Below are 15869 nucleotides of genomic sequence, written 5' to 3' on the forward strand. Positions count from 1 at the left end.
ACACTGGGCAGTTATCGACAGAGCGGTTGGCATCACTCTTGAACCATAGGAGCGAAGATCTCTCTGAACTGCTGCGGCAACCGTCGTATCTGTCCATCGAAATCGGTACATATCAGGCGGGTAAATCCTGTCACCAGCACCTGGCCCTCTTCGACATCGCCGGAAACAGCTGGGCGCACAACGGCATAGCTGAAGGTCAGTCCACGACTGTCGAGCTTTTTCAGCCAGGTGCGAATCAGAAGCAACTCGTCGTAGACCGCTGGCGATCCATAACGAGCACCGATCTCGGCAATTCGAAAAAAGAAACCGGCTTTTTCCAAATCGGCATAGGAGAAACCTGAATTCCTCATGTAACTGCTGCGGCCTACCTCGAACCAGACGATGTACTGGCTGTGGTGGACGATGCCCATTGCGTCGGTTTCAGCATAGCGAACCCGCACCTTCGTCTTGTCGATGATCTTGTGAGACATAAGTCATACCCTTTGGATACGATCCTTGCAAAACATTAGAGATTCTCTGCAAGCCATTGTAGCTCGGGATGCGATCTCAGGCAAAGAGCCTGGCACCGCCGCCCGGGCAAAAACAGGTGCTTCACAAAAACGGATCAGCTGGCGGGCCATATTCGGTCTCGGCCTCATCTTCCTCATCATGGTTGTCCTCTTACAGGCCGATTGGCGCCCCCGGCGTTCGCCCCTCGACCGCGGCATCGATGCCCTGACCGACGGGCAACGATTCGACCTCGTCCGGTGGGAAGCCGAGGCAATCTCAGGCAAATTGACCAGCGTGTTTCGTAATTCAAACGAAGCACTAACTGAAGAAGAAGAACGCGCCCTGGTACGAGGCTATCTGGTCGACGCGCGGCGAATCGGCCAACTGGAAGATGCGATCGACGAGATTCTCAGTGATCCCCAGGGTGTCGATCCAATAGCAGCAACCGAGCAAGCCCGCGCTGAAGTTGCCGAACTTCGGGAACGCCTCGAGGAAAGAGCGACTGAGGTTGAGACGATTCTTGAGACGCAACTGGCCCGCGAGATAAGAGCCCTGGGCTTGACCACCGTCGGCACCGGTTGGCCACCTCCCAAGCTGAGCTTCACCGAGCCACCCAAGCTATTGGTTCTATCCCCCCGGGATCGCATTGAGCGAATCCGCTCAGTGGATCTGGTTTCCGACCTCGATAACACCGATCGGGAGACGCTGGAACAGGCGGTTGCTGAACAGTTTGACATGGTTGCCTATGTCACCGGCATCGGCGGCTATGGCGCATGGCCTGCCATGATCGTAAACCGATTCGGTCTTCCCTGGACCACGGAGACTATCGCCCACGAGTGGGTGCACAATTACCTTGCCTTTCATCCCCTGGGATGGTCCTTCCTGCAGGGTGGCGATGCGGTCACCATGAATGAGACAGTCGCCAGCATCGTGGGCGAGGAGTTGGGACTCGCGGTCATCGAAACCAATTATCCTGAACTCCTGCCTCCTCCACCTGTACCATCCGGTGAAGTGCCCGACCCGCAGGACGGGACAGAACCGGACGAGTTCGACTTTCGGCAGGAAATGAGGGCAACACGCCTGGTAGTCGATGAATTTTTGGCCCAGGGTCTCGTGGAGGAAGCGGAAGCCTTTATGGAGGCCAGGCGCCTGACTTTCGTCGAACATGGATACCCCTTGCGGGTACTGAACCAGGCATACTTTGCTTTCCACGGCAGCTACGGCACGAGTCCCGCGGCCACTGATCCCATCGGCCCGAAGATGGAACGTCTTCGGCAGTTGAGTCCGTCGTTGCAGGCCTTTCTGCGCCTGGTGGACGGCCTGGTGGATCTGGAAGACCTGGACGCGGCCCTGGAGCGATTGGAGGGAACGGCCGGTGAGGATTCGGGAGCATGAGATGGCACTCGCCGCTGGTGCCGGGCAGATTCATCGCAAGAGACAACCGCTTCCGCGCTTCAGCATGCCTGGAGGATGGCCGAACCGTGTCAGTACACGTTGCCAATTCCGGCCGACTCAGTGAGCTTTTCAGGCCCGATACACCTGTCTGGATCCGGCCTGCTTCAGCCGCTCACCAGAGAAAGACCTGGGGCGATCTTACGTTGGTCGAATATGAGAACACGCTGGTTGCGGTGGACGCGCGGCTGCCCAACCACCTGGTAGCGGAAGCGCTGCGAGCGGGGAAACTGCGGGGATTTTCCGTACCGACAGCGATTCAATCTGAGGTCACGGCCGGTCGAAGCCGATTGGATTTCCTGCTGACCTTTGACGAAAACAAGGCCTGCTGGATGGAGACCAAATCGGTAACCCTGGTGCAGCAGGGAACGGCGCTTTTCCCCGACGCGCCTACCGAACGCGGCGTGCGACATCTGAGAAAATTGTTGTCGCTTCACCGGCAAGGCAATCGAACTGCGGTGGTGTTTGTCGTTCAGCGCGAAGATGCACAGACGTTTTCCTGCCATCCCACTGCTCACCCAACCTTCACGTCGACGCTGAGGGAGGTCGCAAGTCAGGGCGTGGGGGTCTACGCCTGCCGGTGCAAGGTCACGCTGCGGGGAAGCGAGATCAGCGGGTCGTTGCCCGTAGTGCTCTAATTTCAACCGGACTTGACAGAAGTTCTCTTTCGTGGGATAATAGTGCTGTGCTGGTACAAACCAGCCCCCAAAATCGCTATCCTTATCATAGGAGGTGATGCTAATGATTGAAAGTCGTAAGCAAAGCGCCGTAGCATCACCTCTGTTTTCACAGTAGATGCTACGGCGCGAAAAGCAAAGAGGCTGCCTTCGGGCAGCCTCTTTGTGTTTTCTCTCTTGCTTTTCCCCGCTATTTTCCGGCAACGTAGAGATACTTGTTCCAAACCTCCCGCTGACCTATCTCTCCCAGCATGGCCATGGCCACATAGCGGGGGCGATACGGCTTTCTGCGGAGCGCCATGCGCGCCTCCCTGGGCGTGCGATTCCCCTTGCGCTGGTTGCACGGGCGGCAAGCCACAGCCACATTCTCCCACTCGGTCCGGCCTCCCCTGCTACGCGGCATAACATGATCGATGGTTAGATCGCCCCGGCCCGGCGTTGCGCCACAATATTGGCAGGTGTATTGATCACGTGCCAGGATAGTGCGCCGGGACAGTGGCAAGGTCAACCGGCGCGGGATGCGCACGTAGTATACCATTCGGATGACCAACGGCACGGGCAGTGACAGTTTTTCGGCGCGCAACCGGGCTTCCGCTGCCTCCAGCAGTTCCGCTTTCTCCTTGAGCAGTAACACAATAGCCCGTCTGATTGACACGACACTCAAGGGCTCATAGGTCGCATTCAGCACCAATACCGATTTCATGCAGTCAATGGCCTCCCGTTCCCTGTGCCCACCACAGGGTTGCCGGAACGAAAAAGGCGCCCAGAATCGGATCGAAGCTGGGCGCGTCGCGAATGGCTGTGGGGTGACCAACGGGGCTTGAACCCGCAACCTCCTGGGCCACAACCAGGTGCTCTGCCGTTTGAGCTATGGTCACCATAATACTGTATACAAGACCATCAACCGGTGCGATACCGCCGATGAGAGCTCGGGGACGTGGATTCGAACCACGATTAGAGGATTCAAAGTCCCCGGTCCTGCCATTGGACGATCCCCGAAGGATCCGTTCAGAGAAGCCGGCAGTACGAATCCCGTAAACTGGCCAACTCCCTAAGCTGTGTTCGGGCCTATTATACGCGAAAGAGCTATTTCGTCAAGAAGAAAGCAACAAACATCGGTAATTCTAACTCCCCTCCCCGATTCGGGAAGGGGCCGAGGGTGGAGTTATGAGAGTCACCAGGGTGGGGGGATTATTCCGGGAAGGGATACTCTGGTCGCCGATTGAGAAACGTTACCCTTTGTCAAAAAAAAGGTGCCGAGACCCAGACTTGAACTGGGGACAACTTGATTTTCAGTCAAGTGCTCTACCAACTGAGCTATCTCGGCACAAGAACGAAAAATGGCTAACGGCAAATGGCGAGTTGTCGCAATCTGCCATCAACCATCATGTTCCAGAGCGGGCGATGAGATTCGAACTCACGACCTTCTCCTTGGCAAGGAGATGTTCTACCACTGAACTACGCCCGCATGGGTTATGGTTATCGATCCGCTGTGAAACCAGATGCTCTGAACACCTGATCCTGCAGGTGGACCCGGTCGGATTCGAACCGACGATCTCCTCCGTGCAAGGGAGGCGCCTTCCCACTAGGCCACGGGCCCATGCACACTGCTCGGGCGGAGGTGCCGACGAGAGGACTCGAACCTCCACGCCCAAAGGGCAACAGATCCTAAGTCTGTAGCGTCTGCCAATTCCGCCACGTCGGCACGGGTGGGCGGCGGATCAAATTCAAGCTGGTGGTACTCCCGATTCTGTTCTATCCGTCATCTGTCTCCGGGCTGAATCAGCCCAGGCAGCTCCTGATTTGCCGGGTGTGACCCGACCTCACCGTCGCCGCTGCGACGAGACCGAACTACGCCCTTGAAAGGGAGGCCCATACCGTCGTTCGACGGATGGCCACTTTCGTTGCCCGGCCCACTCGCCTTGCTCCCAGTTGCACGCTCGCCTAGCCGGTGCCATTACTGTCACCGCTGGTGGGCTCTTACCGGGCCATCTGACCCCCTCGCCTCTGCGAGGCCACCGTTTCAGCCCTGACGCCGCCAGGCGCCGGGATTGCTTTCTGTTGCGGTTGTAGTCACCAAGGTGTTTCCACCCGGTGCCCTCACTTACTGTTTCATGAGGCAACCTTCCACTGCCGGAGCAATGGTGGGAGTCGGGAAGTTCCTCTAGCCACCCAATGAATGGATGACCAGCGACGGATCTCCAGCTTGTTTGTCCTTTTTCATTGTTAAGGTCTGCCGCCATCAGCGTCAAAGATTATACCACGCGGGCCTGTGATTGTCAATTTCCGCGTCAAAAAACCAGCAATTCACCAGGAATGAACCACAGCGCTGTCCTGAGCGTAGCCGAAGGAAAAACGCAGATTGGCGATGATCAATCCAAAAAAAGGATCGGCGATGATCTGCGCCGGAGGTCTGCGGTGAAATCAAAAAACAACATGACCGCAAGATGAACGCAGACGTGTCCTGAGCGTAGCCGAAGGGTGAACGCTGATCAGACATCAGAAGAGATCACAGGAGCCACTTCATTTGACTGGGTCGGTCCCTCGACCCACCACTGGCCATCGCTGCCAACTTCCTTTTTCCAGATGGGCACTACCGACTTCAGCCGCTCGATGGCGTAACTGCACGCGTCAAAAGTGCCTGCCCGATGGGCCGCTGCGACGGCAATAACCACGCTGGTTTCACCGATCTCCAGCCGCCCCACCCGGTGAACGATACTCACCGCCGCCACCTGAGGCCACTGTGCCATGACCTGGGCACCAATCCCGGCCAACATTTCTTCGGCCATCTCGGCGTATGCCTCATACTCCAGATGATCTGTGATCAATTCCCCGGTCTTTCCGCGGACAACGCCAGAGAACAGGGTAATCGCGCCGCGGGAGGCCTCGGAAACCCGGCTGGCCACTTCATCGAGAGAAAGGGGTTCCGTGGTGATTTCGAATAGTTTGACCGTTTCGCCGACACCGCCGCTGACCGGCGGGAAAAGAGCTACCTCGTCACCATCGGCCAGTTCGGTGTTTTCCCCCACATAGGCCCGGTTCACCGCCGCATAGACCGCGCCGGAAGCCCCCGGGAGCGAGGGGTAGATATCACCCAGACGCTCTGTCAACTCTTTGACCGTGGTTCCAGCCGGGATATCCAGCTTACGTTCGGACTCGCCCGTTGCCGTTTTCAAGGCGGCAAAAAACCGCACTCGCACATTGATCCTGTCGCTCATGATTGTTTCGCTCGCCATGTGCCGCTCTTTCCACCCCGTTTCTCCAGCAGCCGGATTCTATCGATCACCATGCCCCTGTCCAGGGCCTTGGCCATGTCGTAGATTGTCAAAGCAGCTACCGAAACTGCGGTCAGCGCTTCCATTTCTACCCCGGTTGTGCCGCGGCAACGCACGGTCCCCGTAATGATCAACCTGCTGCCAGGCGCATCCGCTGTTATGTCCACCTCAATCTGGCTCAACAACAGCGGATGACAGAGAGGAATTAACTCCGACGTGCGTTTGGCGGCCATGATGCCAGCCAGCCGGGCGGTGCCCAGCACATCACCCTTGGCAGAATCGCCGCGCCGGATGGCGGCCAGGGTCTCAGGAGCCAGGTGCACCTCACCACGAGCCACGGCCACCCGCTGGGTGTCGTTCTTGTGGCCGACATCTACCATGCGAGCCGTCCCCTCGTCATCGAGATGAGTCAAGCCATCCCTGGTGTGATCGGATTCGTTTGGCACATCAGTCATGATTATTCCCACTTACTTCAGTTCGAAGCCAGATGTCGTCGAAGACCAGCACAGGCCTTTCGGTTCCGGCCGGAAGCGTCCCATCTGCCTGTTCCAGTAACAGCAGGCCGTGGGCACCGGTGATGGAAAGCAACCGGCTGGAGGCCTGGCTACCGGTGGATCGGGCAACAAATCGGTTTCCGTGCCGCTGCAAGATAACCCGGTGATACTCGGGGCGCTCTGGATCCAGTGTGAAGGGATGGCCCAACACCGCTGATACAAGGGGCAGTCCTGCTCCTGCACTGGCATGGCCCATCATACGCCGAATGGCAGGGCCCACAAAGAGTTGGAAGGTAACCGATGCCGAAACCGGATTGCCCGGCAGAGCAAAAACGGGGCGCTCGATGGCACCAGGGCTTTTGCCCGGCGGCGCCACCGTCGCGAAGGTCAAGGGCTTGCCAGGTTTCATGAGCACCCGTCCAAAATGCACCTCTCCCCACTGCTGCAACAACGGTTTCAACAGGTCCAGTTCACCCATGCTGACCCCGCCCGAGGTCACCAGCAGATCGGCCAGCTCCAGTCCGTTGGCCAATGCATTCTCCAGATCGCCAGGTCGATCCCGGATGATTCCCAGATCAAGCGGATCGCCGCCGGCCTGCCTCACCATAGCCAACAAGGTCGTACGATTGCTGTCCCATACCTGGCCCGGACCCAGAGGCTGCCCTGGATTCTCCAGTTCGTCACCGGTGGAGAAGACGCCCACCACCGGGCGCCGGCATACTGAAACGATGCATTGCCCCACCGATGCCACCACCCCGAGGCGGGTTGGGTCCAGGACCGTGCCGGCAGGCAAGAGCAGGGCGTCCGCCTGAACGTCGCTACCCATCCTGCGAATACCAAGGCCAGGCGCCAGTTGTTCACGCTTGAAGGGAGTAACGAGTCCCTGCAACTCGTCGGCCTCCTCCACCTTGACAACGGCATCTGCCCCGGCTGGCAACGGCGCGCCCGTGGTGATACGCACTGCAGTATCCGGCTCAACCACCAGATCAGTTACCCTGCCGGCCATCTGCTCGCCGATCAGCCGGCGCGATCGGTAGCCATCCTGCACACGCAAGGCAAAACCGTCCACGACGGCGGCATCAAACGGAGGCAACGCCCGGGATGAACGGACATCCTCTGCCAGTACCATGCCCAGCGCTTTTTCGAGCGAAAGATCGATCACCGGCAAGGGCTGGGCATGATGCAGAATTATGGAAAGCGCCTCCTGGACCGGCACCATGGGGTAGAGTGATTCGCGCATTGTGCTGTGATACTATGCAGGAAGATTACCAGCTCAGGCCGTTGCGCAAACGGTCGCGGCAATTACAGGCCTCTCGGGCAGGTTCGCCCGCTTTCAGCAAGCCGCCGTCGTACTCGAAATCGCCCCAGGCCTGCCAGCCATCCATCACGAACGGAACGGGGCCGTCAGCAGCTACCCACAGGCCATTGTAACGCCGGCTGATGTGGAGATGAGTGCTTTCAGCGGCGCCCCCTTCGCAGGAGGGACGGCCGACCCGATCACCCGTCTCCAGAAGGTCTCCCTCGGCGACTCGATCGGTGATGTGCAGATATTGAAGCACCCAGCCAGTCCGCGCATCGCCATCGCCGTCCAGATCGAGCAAAATCTCACCGCTGTCGTTGCGCGCAACCACACCGGGCGCTACCGCCACAGCCCAGGAGTCCGCCGGAAAACAGTTGCCTATACCGGCATCGTGGGGCACGAAGTCGAGCGCGGACCATCCGCTGCCACTGCCCCAGCCACCATGGGGGCCACCGGTCAGATACCACCACTCGGCGGCGCTAAAGGGCAATTGCATTTGGGGTTGGGAATCCAGGGCAGGTTGCACAGGCCCGGTGTCCAGAGCCATGGGATCGCCAAAAAGGCGCTGGTACGTGTCCGAGAATCGAGCGAGTTCGCTCTCCAGATCGTTCCAGTCCGAATCGGCGGCCAGAACCCGCTGCACTGCCACAGTAGCTGGGTTCAGGCCTGGCGCACCCCGGGCAATGTTGCCATCCTTGGAACGCATGGCTGTCTCCCCGCGATCCTGCCAACCATAGTACCCACGATTCAACTCGTTGGCGGTCCACTCGAGCTGAGAAAGCAATCCAGGGGCTCCGCCGTAGTGGCCAAGGGGATAGTCAAGAGCCAGTCCTTCGGGAGCGGGATCGGTCACCCAGCCACTGCGCGACTCCATCACGGAAAGAAGCACCCTGGGGCCGACACTATAGCGCAGTGCGACCCGTTCAATCACATCGGCTGCCCCCCATTCCTCGCCGTTGAGCCCGGACATGGAAAATTGGGAGAGGTAGCCTCCCTGCTGTTCGATGAACTTCTCCAGGTCGAAATCGACGTAGGCAGGACCGAAAACCAGTTCACTGTCGGGCAAGAGAACTTCATCGGGCGTCATCCGATCAGTTTTGTGGGGAACAATCAGCCCTTGACCCAGCGATAGAAAATCGGGGTCTTCGATGTTGCTGTATTCGACTATCTTGTTCATGGCGACCCCGTAGCGAGCGGCAATGCTGCCAAGAACCTGGCCTGGCCGAACGCTGGTGAACTCAGTTGCCACATCCGGTGCCACCGTGGGGCCGGGAGTCGCTGTGTTGGCAACCACAGGGAGCTGCGCCGCTTCAGCCGGTCCGGTCTCCTCGAGGGCAGTCGGTTTAGCCGTCAGGCTGGCGGTCGGTGTGGCGGCAACATTGGCAGCCCTGGTTGGGATCTGTTCCCGGGGCGCGCCCATGGCTAACGGCGTGCCGACCGTTTCGGCGACCGACCCGGCCACTTCGACAACCGGGGAGGCGCCGCTTTCCGGGGCTGAAGCGCGCAGCAGGCCAAAGCCGCCAGTCGCAAAGAAAGCTGCGCCAACAAGGAGAATAGCCGCTGGTATCAACCAGAATACAGGTCGTATTTTCACGATGGGAGGTGAAGACCGGGTAGAGTCAGGACCTTTGTCGCCTCAATCATGGTCCTAATAGAATTCAGTATAAACATTGGTTTCCCAGAAAGCCCGGTAGCCATCATCTCTGCTGCCTTTGCATACGCCGTCCAGGGAACACCTGCCCGGGCAATCATAGTCGATCGCCTGAATGTAGGTGCATCGATCCATTTTTTGGCAGGTTTGTTGGCCACAGATAGGCTCATGATCGTAGAAACAGCAACTGCGGCCCAGGTGCCAGATCCATTTATCGAATTCAAAGACAGTTACCCCGCTGTGAACAATGACCCGATCACAGGCATCGGAGACCGCTGCACGCACGGCATGGTTGATTGCACCCGGCACCAATGCCTGCTGCAACAAGGCAATCCGCAAACCGGGGTCGATAACCTCAACGATTCCCGACCGCAGCGCCACGCGCATGGCATGATAGTCCATGCACACTTTCAGATTCTCCGGATCTGCGAGAGACCAGACACCGGCGGCATCCAGCTGGCCCACCAATAGCTGGGCCTTTTTATCCAGGGGATCGCTGAAGGCAGGGATTTGCCTTAGCCTGTCGAAGATACCGCCGTCACCCTCGATACGGCCACCGGCCTGCTGAAAGAGCGCCATCGCCTGGCCATCGTAGGTCTCGTTGAGAACTTCAGCCACCTCGTGAAGCTGTCGCAGCCGTTCGTCCACGCGATCCACGGTAGCATTGCCGGGGTCAAAATCATCGGAGAGTATGGCTCGCAGGCGGTCCCTGTCGATACGCGCCATCGCCTCGGCCGATGACATCTCATCGACAACCCGTCGCGTGGCACGAACCAGGTAGTCCCAGCCGCGGCACCACCGTCCATCGATTGTGCCATCCAGGCTCTTGGTATGCTGGCAGATGGCAATCACGAAGGTCCAGTAGTTGGCCTCGCGCCGGGACTCAGCCAGATCGGCCGGGACAAACAGATATTCGTCAGGCCGAACAGATTGTTCACGCAGTTCCCTGCCGATGGCCTGACATTGAGACTCGTTGACGATGATCATATATCGAGGATTGCCGGGAGAAGAGAGGAAAGAATTCGACCGAACTCACCCTGTATCTTGCAATGCCTGGCCCCAAACTATCGCCCGATCACCTTCCGCCAGAAGCACCGGCTGGCTGCGCTGCATGATGGTATCGGCGTTGATGACACACTTTATTACCTCAGGGCAAGAGGGAATCTCGTACATCACTTCAAGTAGCACGGACTCCAGGATGGTACGTAAGCCCCGGGCACCGGTCTTCAGTTTGATGGCCTCTTCAGCCACCGCCTCCAGGGCATCAGGAGTGAAGATCAATTCCACCTCGTCGAGGCTGAAAAGCCGTTGATACTGTTTTACCAGCGCGTGTCTCGGTTCCGTAAGGATCAAGACAAGGGCATCCTTGTCCAATGGGTCGACGCTGACGTTCACCGGCAATCGTCCAACGAATTCAGGGATCAAGCCATATTTCATCAGGTCGTCAGCGATAACTTTGCGTAACAGATCGGCTTTTTGTTGTTCGGGGTCAAGCCGCTTCTTGCCGCTGGCTCCAAAGCCCATGCGGCTTGGACCTTCCACGCGGCGAGCGACCACTTCTTCCAGATCAGAAAAAGCGCCGCCGCAAACGAACAAAATGTTCTTGGTATCGAGCTTGATATACTCCTGGGAGGGGTGTTTCCGCCCACCCTGAGGTGGAACGTTTATCACGGCGCCTTCGACCATCCTGAGCAGCGCCTGCTGCACCCCCTCACCTGACACATCGCGGGTGATAGAGGGATTGTCGCCCTGCTTGCGCGCGATCTTATCGATCTCGTCAATATAGACGATCCCCATCCTGGCGCGGTCGATATTCCATTCAGAGGCATGCAGCAGACCAACCAAAACGTTCTCCACGTCCTCCCCGACGTAACCCGCCTCGGTAAGGTTGGTAGCGTCTGCAATCGTAAAGGGAACGTCCAGGATACGAGCCAGGGTCTGGGCCAGCAAGGTCTTGCCACATCCGGTTGGCCCAATCAACAGGATATTGCTTTTCTGAAGTTCGACATCGGTGAAAAGCGTGCCGGAGGCAATGCGCTTATAGTGATTGTAAACAGCGACGGCCAGAACCTTTTTTGCCTGGTCCTGGCCAACGACATACTGATCCAGGCGCTCGACTATCTCCTTGGGCAAGGGAACCCGTTCCAAGGGCAGTTGCCCTTCTGAATCACCGACAGGCTGCTCTTCCTGCAGGATCTCAGCACATAGATCCACGCACTGGTCGCAGATGTAGACATCGTCAGGTCCCTGGATTAGCCGGGTGACCTCTTCTTCGGTGCGCTGGCAGAAAGAGCATGTAGTCATAGGCCTTTATTCTTCGCCTTCGTCTTTGGCTTCGTCTTTGGCTTCAGCTTCAGCTTCAGCTTTGGCTTTACCTTCGGCTTCGCCTTCGTCCTGAAGGACTTTGACGATGCCACTGGTATCGCCGACCACCTCGTCGACAAGGCCGTAGTCCTTGGCTTCGAGAGCCGTCATCCAGCGATCGCGATCAAAGTCCGCTTCGATCTGTTCAACAGCCTGGCCCGAATGCCTGGAAAGGATATTGAACAGCTGGGTCTGGACGCGCTCCAGCTCTTTGTACTGGATGCGCACATCGGGCGTGTAGCCCTGCGCACCGCCGCCAGCCGGATGCATGTGAATCGTGGCATGGGGCAAAGCGAAGCGTTTGCCGGGATCGCCCGCAGCCAGAAGCACGGTACCCATGCTGGCTGTGACGCCCACCGCCCAGGTACTCACGGGCGCAGGCACCATCTGCATCGCATCGTAGATAGCAAGACCGGCATACACCGAACCACCCGGCGTATTGATGTAAACCTGGATGTCGCGCTCCGGATCCTCCCGGCTAAGATAAAGCAACTGGGCGACAATCAAGTTGGCGATCTGATCGGAAATGGGGGTGCCCAAAAAGATAATGCGTTCCCGAAGCAACAGTGAATATATATCGTAAGCTCGTTCGCCGCGCGCCGTAGTCTCAATCACCATCGGCACCAGCGATTCTGGCAGTCTATCGCTCATAACTCTCCTCACGCAAGAATTCAAAAAAGGTGTCGACCCGCCAGGAACGGACAGGCCGGCTAGTTGGTTTCGGCTTCTTCCTCTTCCTCATCCTGTGTGTCCTGTGCTGCATCTGCCGAATCTTCCTCTTCGATTTCGGCGGTCGCAACCGGCGTTTCTTCCTCTTCTACCAGCGCATCTTCCTCAGATGACTGATCGCCGCTAATGGGAGCTGGCTCGTCCAATGCCGTACCATCAGCAATGGCCAACAGCCGGTCTATCGACTTGCGACGCAGGATCTGCCGGCGCATTGCGGAGCGCCCCCCTTCGGAGTCCAGCATCTCGATGATACCTTGCGCGTCGTTGGAGGATTCGATCAACTCAGTCCTGTACTCCTCCAACTCCTCATCGCTGACCTCCAGGCCCTCGGCTTCCACCAGCTTGTCGAGCACCAGATCACTCTGCAATCGCATTTCAGCGACTCCGCTAAGCTGTTCACGGAACTGTTCCTGAGTCTGACTTGTCAGCCGCAGGTATTCGTTGAGGGGTAACCCGGAACGCTGAAGTTCATCGGCCTGTTCCCGAGCCAGTTGGTCTTTCATTTCCTCGGCCAGCACGGGAGGGAAGTCCAGCTTCTCTGCCGCCTCGACGAAGGCCTCCATTACAGCGTTAGCATGTGTGCTGTCAGCAACCTGCTGTCGCTGTTCAAGCAAACCCTCGCGAATGGCTTCCGTCAGCTCTTCAAGGGTATCGTAGTCTCCAACCAGCGGTGCCAGGCCATCATCGATCTCAGGGACATCGTGCCGCTTCACGCTATGGACCTCCGCGACGAAATGCGCTGAGACACCCGCTCTGTCACCAGACCAGTCCTCGGGATAATCGATATCGAACTCGACATTTTCGCCAGCCTTCAGGTCCACGAACTTCTGATCAAAGCCGGGCGGAAAGTCCTCTCTCTCCTCCTGCAAAATCAGTTCAAACGCATCATCCTCGACGAAGGTCCCGCCGCCGTCAGATCCCACCAGCGCCATTGTGATCATGTGGCCAATGGTGGCTGGTTCATCCTCGACCGGGACCCACTCGGAGAAACTCTCCTGAATCCCATCCAATTGACCCTGGACATCCTCTTCGGAAACCTCGACTTTCGGTCGCTCGACGCGGATTGTCCGATAGTCTCCCAGGTCAACCTCGGGAGGCATGGGCAGGATAACCTTGTAAACCAGAGGATTAAGGGTTATGTCGTCCATCGAACCCGGGGCGATAGGCTTCAGCCCCGATTCCTCCAGTGCCTGTTCATACACCTTGTCGCCCAAATCCTCGGCGACCTGCTCGATGAGGACCTCTTTGCCGTAGGTGCGCACGACGGCCGAATAAGGCGCCTTTCCCTTGCGGAACCCAGGTATCTGGTACTCCCTGGAAATCTTGCGTGCAGCCTGACGAAGTGCCTGATTGACCTGTTCTTCGTCGGGCTCGATGCTCATCAGAATCTGGCAATGCTCCAAAGGTTCGGTTGTGATCTTCAAAACTTTGATTTTCTCCTTTCAATTAACAAAGAGCCGGACGCGGCAAACTGCGCCCGGCACTCCGTTCTTTCTGGCACGAATTATAGCATACATCCGAAAAATGCCCCAAGCTGCGGAACAGAAAACAGCAATTCCAAATATGCGATGGAGTCCAGGCTTCAGCTTCGGTTGTGATTGTTCTGATTTCACCGCTGATTTTCGCTGATCTTTTTTGGATTGATCAGCGTTTATCGGCATTTATCCCTTCGGCTACGCTCAGGACAGTGCTGCGGTTCATTTCCGCCCGCCCTGGTCCTGTCTGCGAAAAAGGGTTGCATCCCGGACTACCCTGTCTACGACGTAGTCCCGGTCCAGATAACCATGAAGCTCGCTGTGGAACCGGGATGCATCGCGATCCTTCTCCAACAGCACCACGTAGGCCGGTTTTCCGCGCATTATGCGAGCCAGCTCACTGGATGGATCGATTCCCGCGACAGCCGCGAGGGCTTCATCGGTCAGCAAACGAGGCAAAACATAGCGAGTCGGGGCCTCCACACCTGCCAGAAAGTAGATAACAGGTTCGTAGTCGGCCACATACACGGTCTGCCCCGGTTCGAGCCTGTCCCGAAGGTAGCTGCCGATGTAAGCAGGTTCGTCGACTCGTTCCCCTCTGCCGAGCGCAAAGAGTACAGAATCTACAGAGCTCGTCACAGGCCGCCAAAGGGGCAGAATGACGCCCATGGCGAGCAGAGCCAGCAGCCCGAATCCGACCAGTCTGGACTTATGGGTTGAGCCGGTTGTCCATGCCAGAATTTCCGTGAACAGGATGCTCACGATCAGACAGAGCGGGGGCAACAACTGAAGAAAATAGTGCCAGAAGTAGCGTCTCGCGAGAAGAATCCCCATAAGATCGATGGCCAACCAAACGCAGAGAAGCAGAAGATTCAGCCTGCATTCCTGTCGGGCTTTGGCCGTCACAAAAAGCACCATAGGCAGCAACAGCAGGGACCCCCAAAGAACAAAGTTGTGTCTCAACTGGGCGCTGAGCGTGCTGCCCAACTCCGTGAGCGAGAAAATTGCCAGCGCATTGTAGCGTAAATTTGCCAGGATTGTAGCATCCACGTACTCAGGCAGGTGTCCCGATAGCAGGAAAGTCAGAACCACGACAGCCATGGGGATCAACACCCCTGCCAACAGCGTCACAGCACCATACAGCACGTCACGAACTGGATACCGCTTGCGCGCCCCTGTTATCGCCAACAGCATCAGGGCTGCGATGAGATCATAGATCACCGCATATTTGATTTGCAGAGCCACCCCCAAGGCAAGGCCCGCCAACAAAATGGTGCGGCCGCCGTTCGATCCAGTGGGCTGGTCGAAGGCAACGGTTTGCCAAAGCAAATAGAATCCCAGAATCACAAATGGTGCAAAGAGGACTTCACTGTTAGCCGCCAATCCACCGTTCTGCAGGCTGAAAGCGGCATATAGCAGGCCAGCCAGGATTCCTGACCACCCATTGTGAAATCGATCTTTTCCGAACTTGTACAGGAGAAAGCAGGAAGCAGTGACTGCCAACCATGTCAGGACGCGAATCGCAACGATGGAGCGGCCAAAAAGAAGCTGCGCCAGCGCAAACAGCAGGTAAATGCCTGGTGGCTTGTGATCCCAAACCGCGGTGTAGGGCAGATGGCCCTCCAGCATACCGCGGGACATCAGCAGGTAAATACTCTCATCCCAGTCTACCACAGACTGCTCAAAGGCAGGCACACGAAGAAAACCAACTGTCAGGAAAAACAAGAGCAGAACCAGAAGATCAAACCAACGACCGGTTTGGCTCAATGAGGGTTTTCGATCGATTCCGCTTTCCGGGAAGAGTACTGCCATTGTCGAAACCGCTTCCAGAAGACCGCGGACGGCAGACCGCAGACGGCGGTCAGCTTCCAGAAGACCGCAGACGACAGACCGCAGACGGCGGTCAGCTTCCAGAAGACCGCAGACGACAGACCGCAGACGGCGGTCAGCTTCCAGAAGACCA

General features: G+C 57.6%; 14 protein-coding genes and 6 tRNA genes. 2 read left to right on the forward strand and 18 right to left on the reverse strand.

Annotated elements, in window-relative coordinates; genetic code table 11:
- Positions 1–32: 32 nt before the first annotated feature.
- Entirely contained in the window at positions 33–470 is a 438-nt protein-coding gene (locus tag U9R25_15080; protein ID MEA3337228.1) for a thioesterase family protein, read from the reverse strand.
- Positions 471–495: 25 nt separating this feature from the next.
- Here U9R25_15080 and U9R25_15085 point away from each other — a divergent pair, with 25 nt between their 5' ends.
- Positions 496–1884, forward strand: coding sequence for a hypothetical protein (locus tag U9R25_15085; GenBank protein ID MEA3337229.1), 1389 nt, complete (start codon positions 496–498; stop codon positions 1882–1884).
- Positions 1881–2579: a DNA/RNA nuclease SfsA gene (gene sfsA / locus U9R25_15090; protein ID MEA3337230.1), complete on the forward strand. Its 699-nt coding sequence runs from the start codon at positions 1881–1883 to the stop codon at positions 2577–2579. Before U9R25_15085 ends, sfsA begins: the two co-directional genes overlap by 4 nt.
- A gap of 229 nt (positions 2580–2808) precedes the next feature.
- Here sfsA and U9R25_15095 read toward each other — a convergent pair whose 3' ends face one another.
- From U9R25_15095 to U9R25_15175, 17 genes are all read right to left on the reverse strand, one after another.
- The gene (locus tag U9R25_15095) at positions 2809–3321 is read right to left on the reverse strand and encodes an HNH endonuclease (protein MEA3337231.1); all 513 of its coding nucleotides are present in this window, start codon (positions 3319–3321) and stop codon (positions 2809–2811) included.
- Between the two features lie 99 nt (positions 3322–3420).
- Positions 3421–3496 (reverse strand) — tRNA-His (locus U9R25_15100).
- Positions 3497–3546: 50 nt separating this feature from the next.
- Positions 3547–3617: transfer RNA gene (locus U9R25_15105), tRNA-Gln, on the reverse strand.
- A gap of 255 nt (positions 3618–3872) precedes the next feature.
- Positions 3873–3945 (reverse strand) — tRNA-Phe (locus U9R25_15110).
- A gap of 69 nt (positions 3946–4014) precedes the next feature.
- Positions 4015–4086: transfer RNA gene (locus U9R25_15115), tRNA-Gly, on the reverse strand.
- Positions 4087–4146: 60 nt separating this feature from the next.
- A tRNA-Ala gene (locus tag U9R25_15120) sits at positions 4147–4218 on the reverse strand.
- A gap of 22 nt (positions 4219–4240) precedes the next feature.
- Positions 4241–4323 (reverse strand) — tRNA-Leu (locus U9R25_15125).
- 787 nt (positions 4324–5110) lie between these two features.
- Positions 5111–5854 carry a MoaD family protein gene (locus tag U9R25_15130; protein MEA3337232.1) on the reverse strand — a complete coding sequence of 248 codons (744 nt, stop codon included), beginning with the start codon at positions 5852–5854 and terminating at the stop codon, positions 5111–5113.
- Positions 5833–6348 (reverse strand): cyclic pyranopterin monophosphate synthase MoaC, encoded by a 516-nt coding sequence (moaC, locus tag U9R25_15135; protein ID MEA3337233.1) that lies wholly within the window; start codon positions 6346–6348, stop codon positions 5833–5835. The genes U9R25_15130 and moaC overlap by 22 nt, the downstream gene beginning before the upstream one ends.
- The gene (gene glp, locus U9R25_15140; protein MEA3337234.1) at positions 6341–7627 is read right to left on the reverse strand and encodes a gephyrin-like molybdotransferase Glp; all 1287 of its coding nucleotides are present in this window, start codon (positions 7625–7627) and stop codon (positions 6341–6343) included. The genes moaC and glp overlap by 8 nt, the downstream gene beginning before the upstream one ends.
- Before the next feature lie 25 nt (positions 7628–7652).
- Positions 7653–9281 carry a LysM peptidoglycan-binding domain-containing protein gene (locus U9R25_15145; GenBank protein ID MEA3337235.1) on the reverse strand — a complete coding sequence of 543 codons (1629 nt, stop codon included), beginning with the start codon at positions 9279–9281 and terminating at the stop codon, positions 7653–7655.
- 54 nt (positions 9282–9335) lie between these two features.
- Positions 9336–10325: a hypothetical protein gene (locus tag U9R25_15150; protein ID MEA3337236.1), complete on the reverse strand. Its 990-nt coding sequence runs from the start codon at positions 10323–10325 to the stop codon at positions 9336–9338.
- Positions 10326–10370: 45 nt separating this feature from the next.
- Positions 10371–11642: an ATP-dependent Clp protease ATP-binding subunit ClpX gene (gene clpX, locus U9R25_15155; GenBank protein ID MEA3337237.1), complete on the reverse strand. Its 1272-nt coding sequence runs from the start codon at positions 11640–11642 to the stop codon at positions 10371–10373.
- Positions 11643–11648: 6 nt separating this feature from the next.
- On the reverse strand, positions 11649–12353 hold the full coding sequence (locus U9R25_15160) for an ATP-dependent Clp protease proteolytic subunit (protein MEA3337238.1): 705 nt from the start codon (positions 12351–12353) through the stop codon (positions 11649–11651).
- Between the two features lie 59 nt (positions 12354–12412).
- Complete coding sequence (gene tig / locus U9R25_15165; GenBank protein MEA3337239.1) at positions 12413–13855, reverse strand: trigger factor; 1443 nt, start codon at positions 13853–13855, stop codon at positions 12413–12415.
- A gap of 273 nt (positions 13856–14128) precedes the next feature.
- Positions 14129–15718 (reverse strand): glycosyltransferase family 39 protein, encoded by a 1590-nt coding sequence (locus U9R25_15170; protein MEA3337240.1) that lies wholly within the window; start codon positions 15716–15718, stop codon positions 14129–14131.
- On the reverse strand, positions 15670–15869 hold a 200-nt coding region (locus U9R25_15175), incomplete at its 5' end, for a hypothetical protein (protein ID MEA3337241.1). The genes U9R25_15170 and U9R25_15175, both read right to left, overlap by 49 nt.

The organism is Chloroflexota bacterium, assembly GCA_034717495.1.
In the GTDB taxonomy this organism is placed as follows: Bacteria; Chloroflexota; Anaerolineae; order JAAEKA01; family JAAEKA01; genus JAYELL01.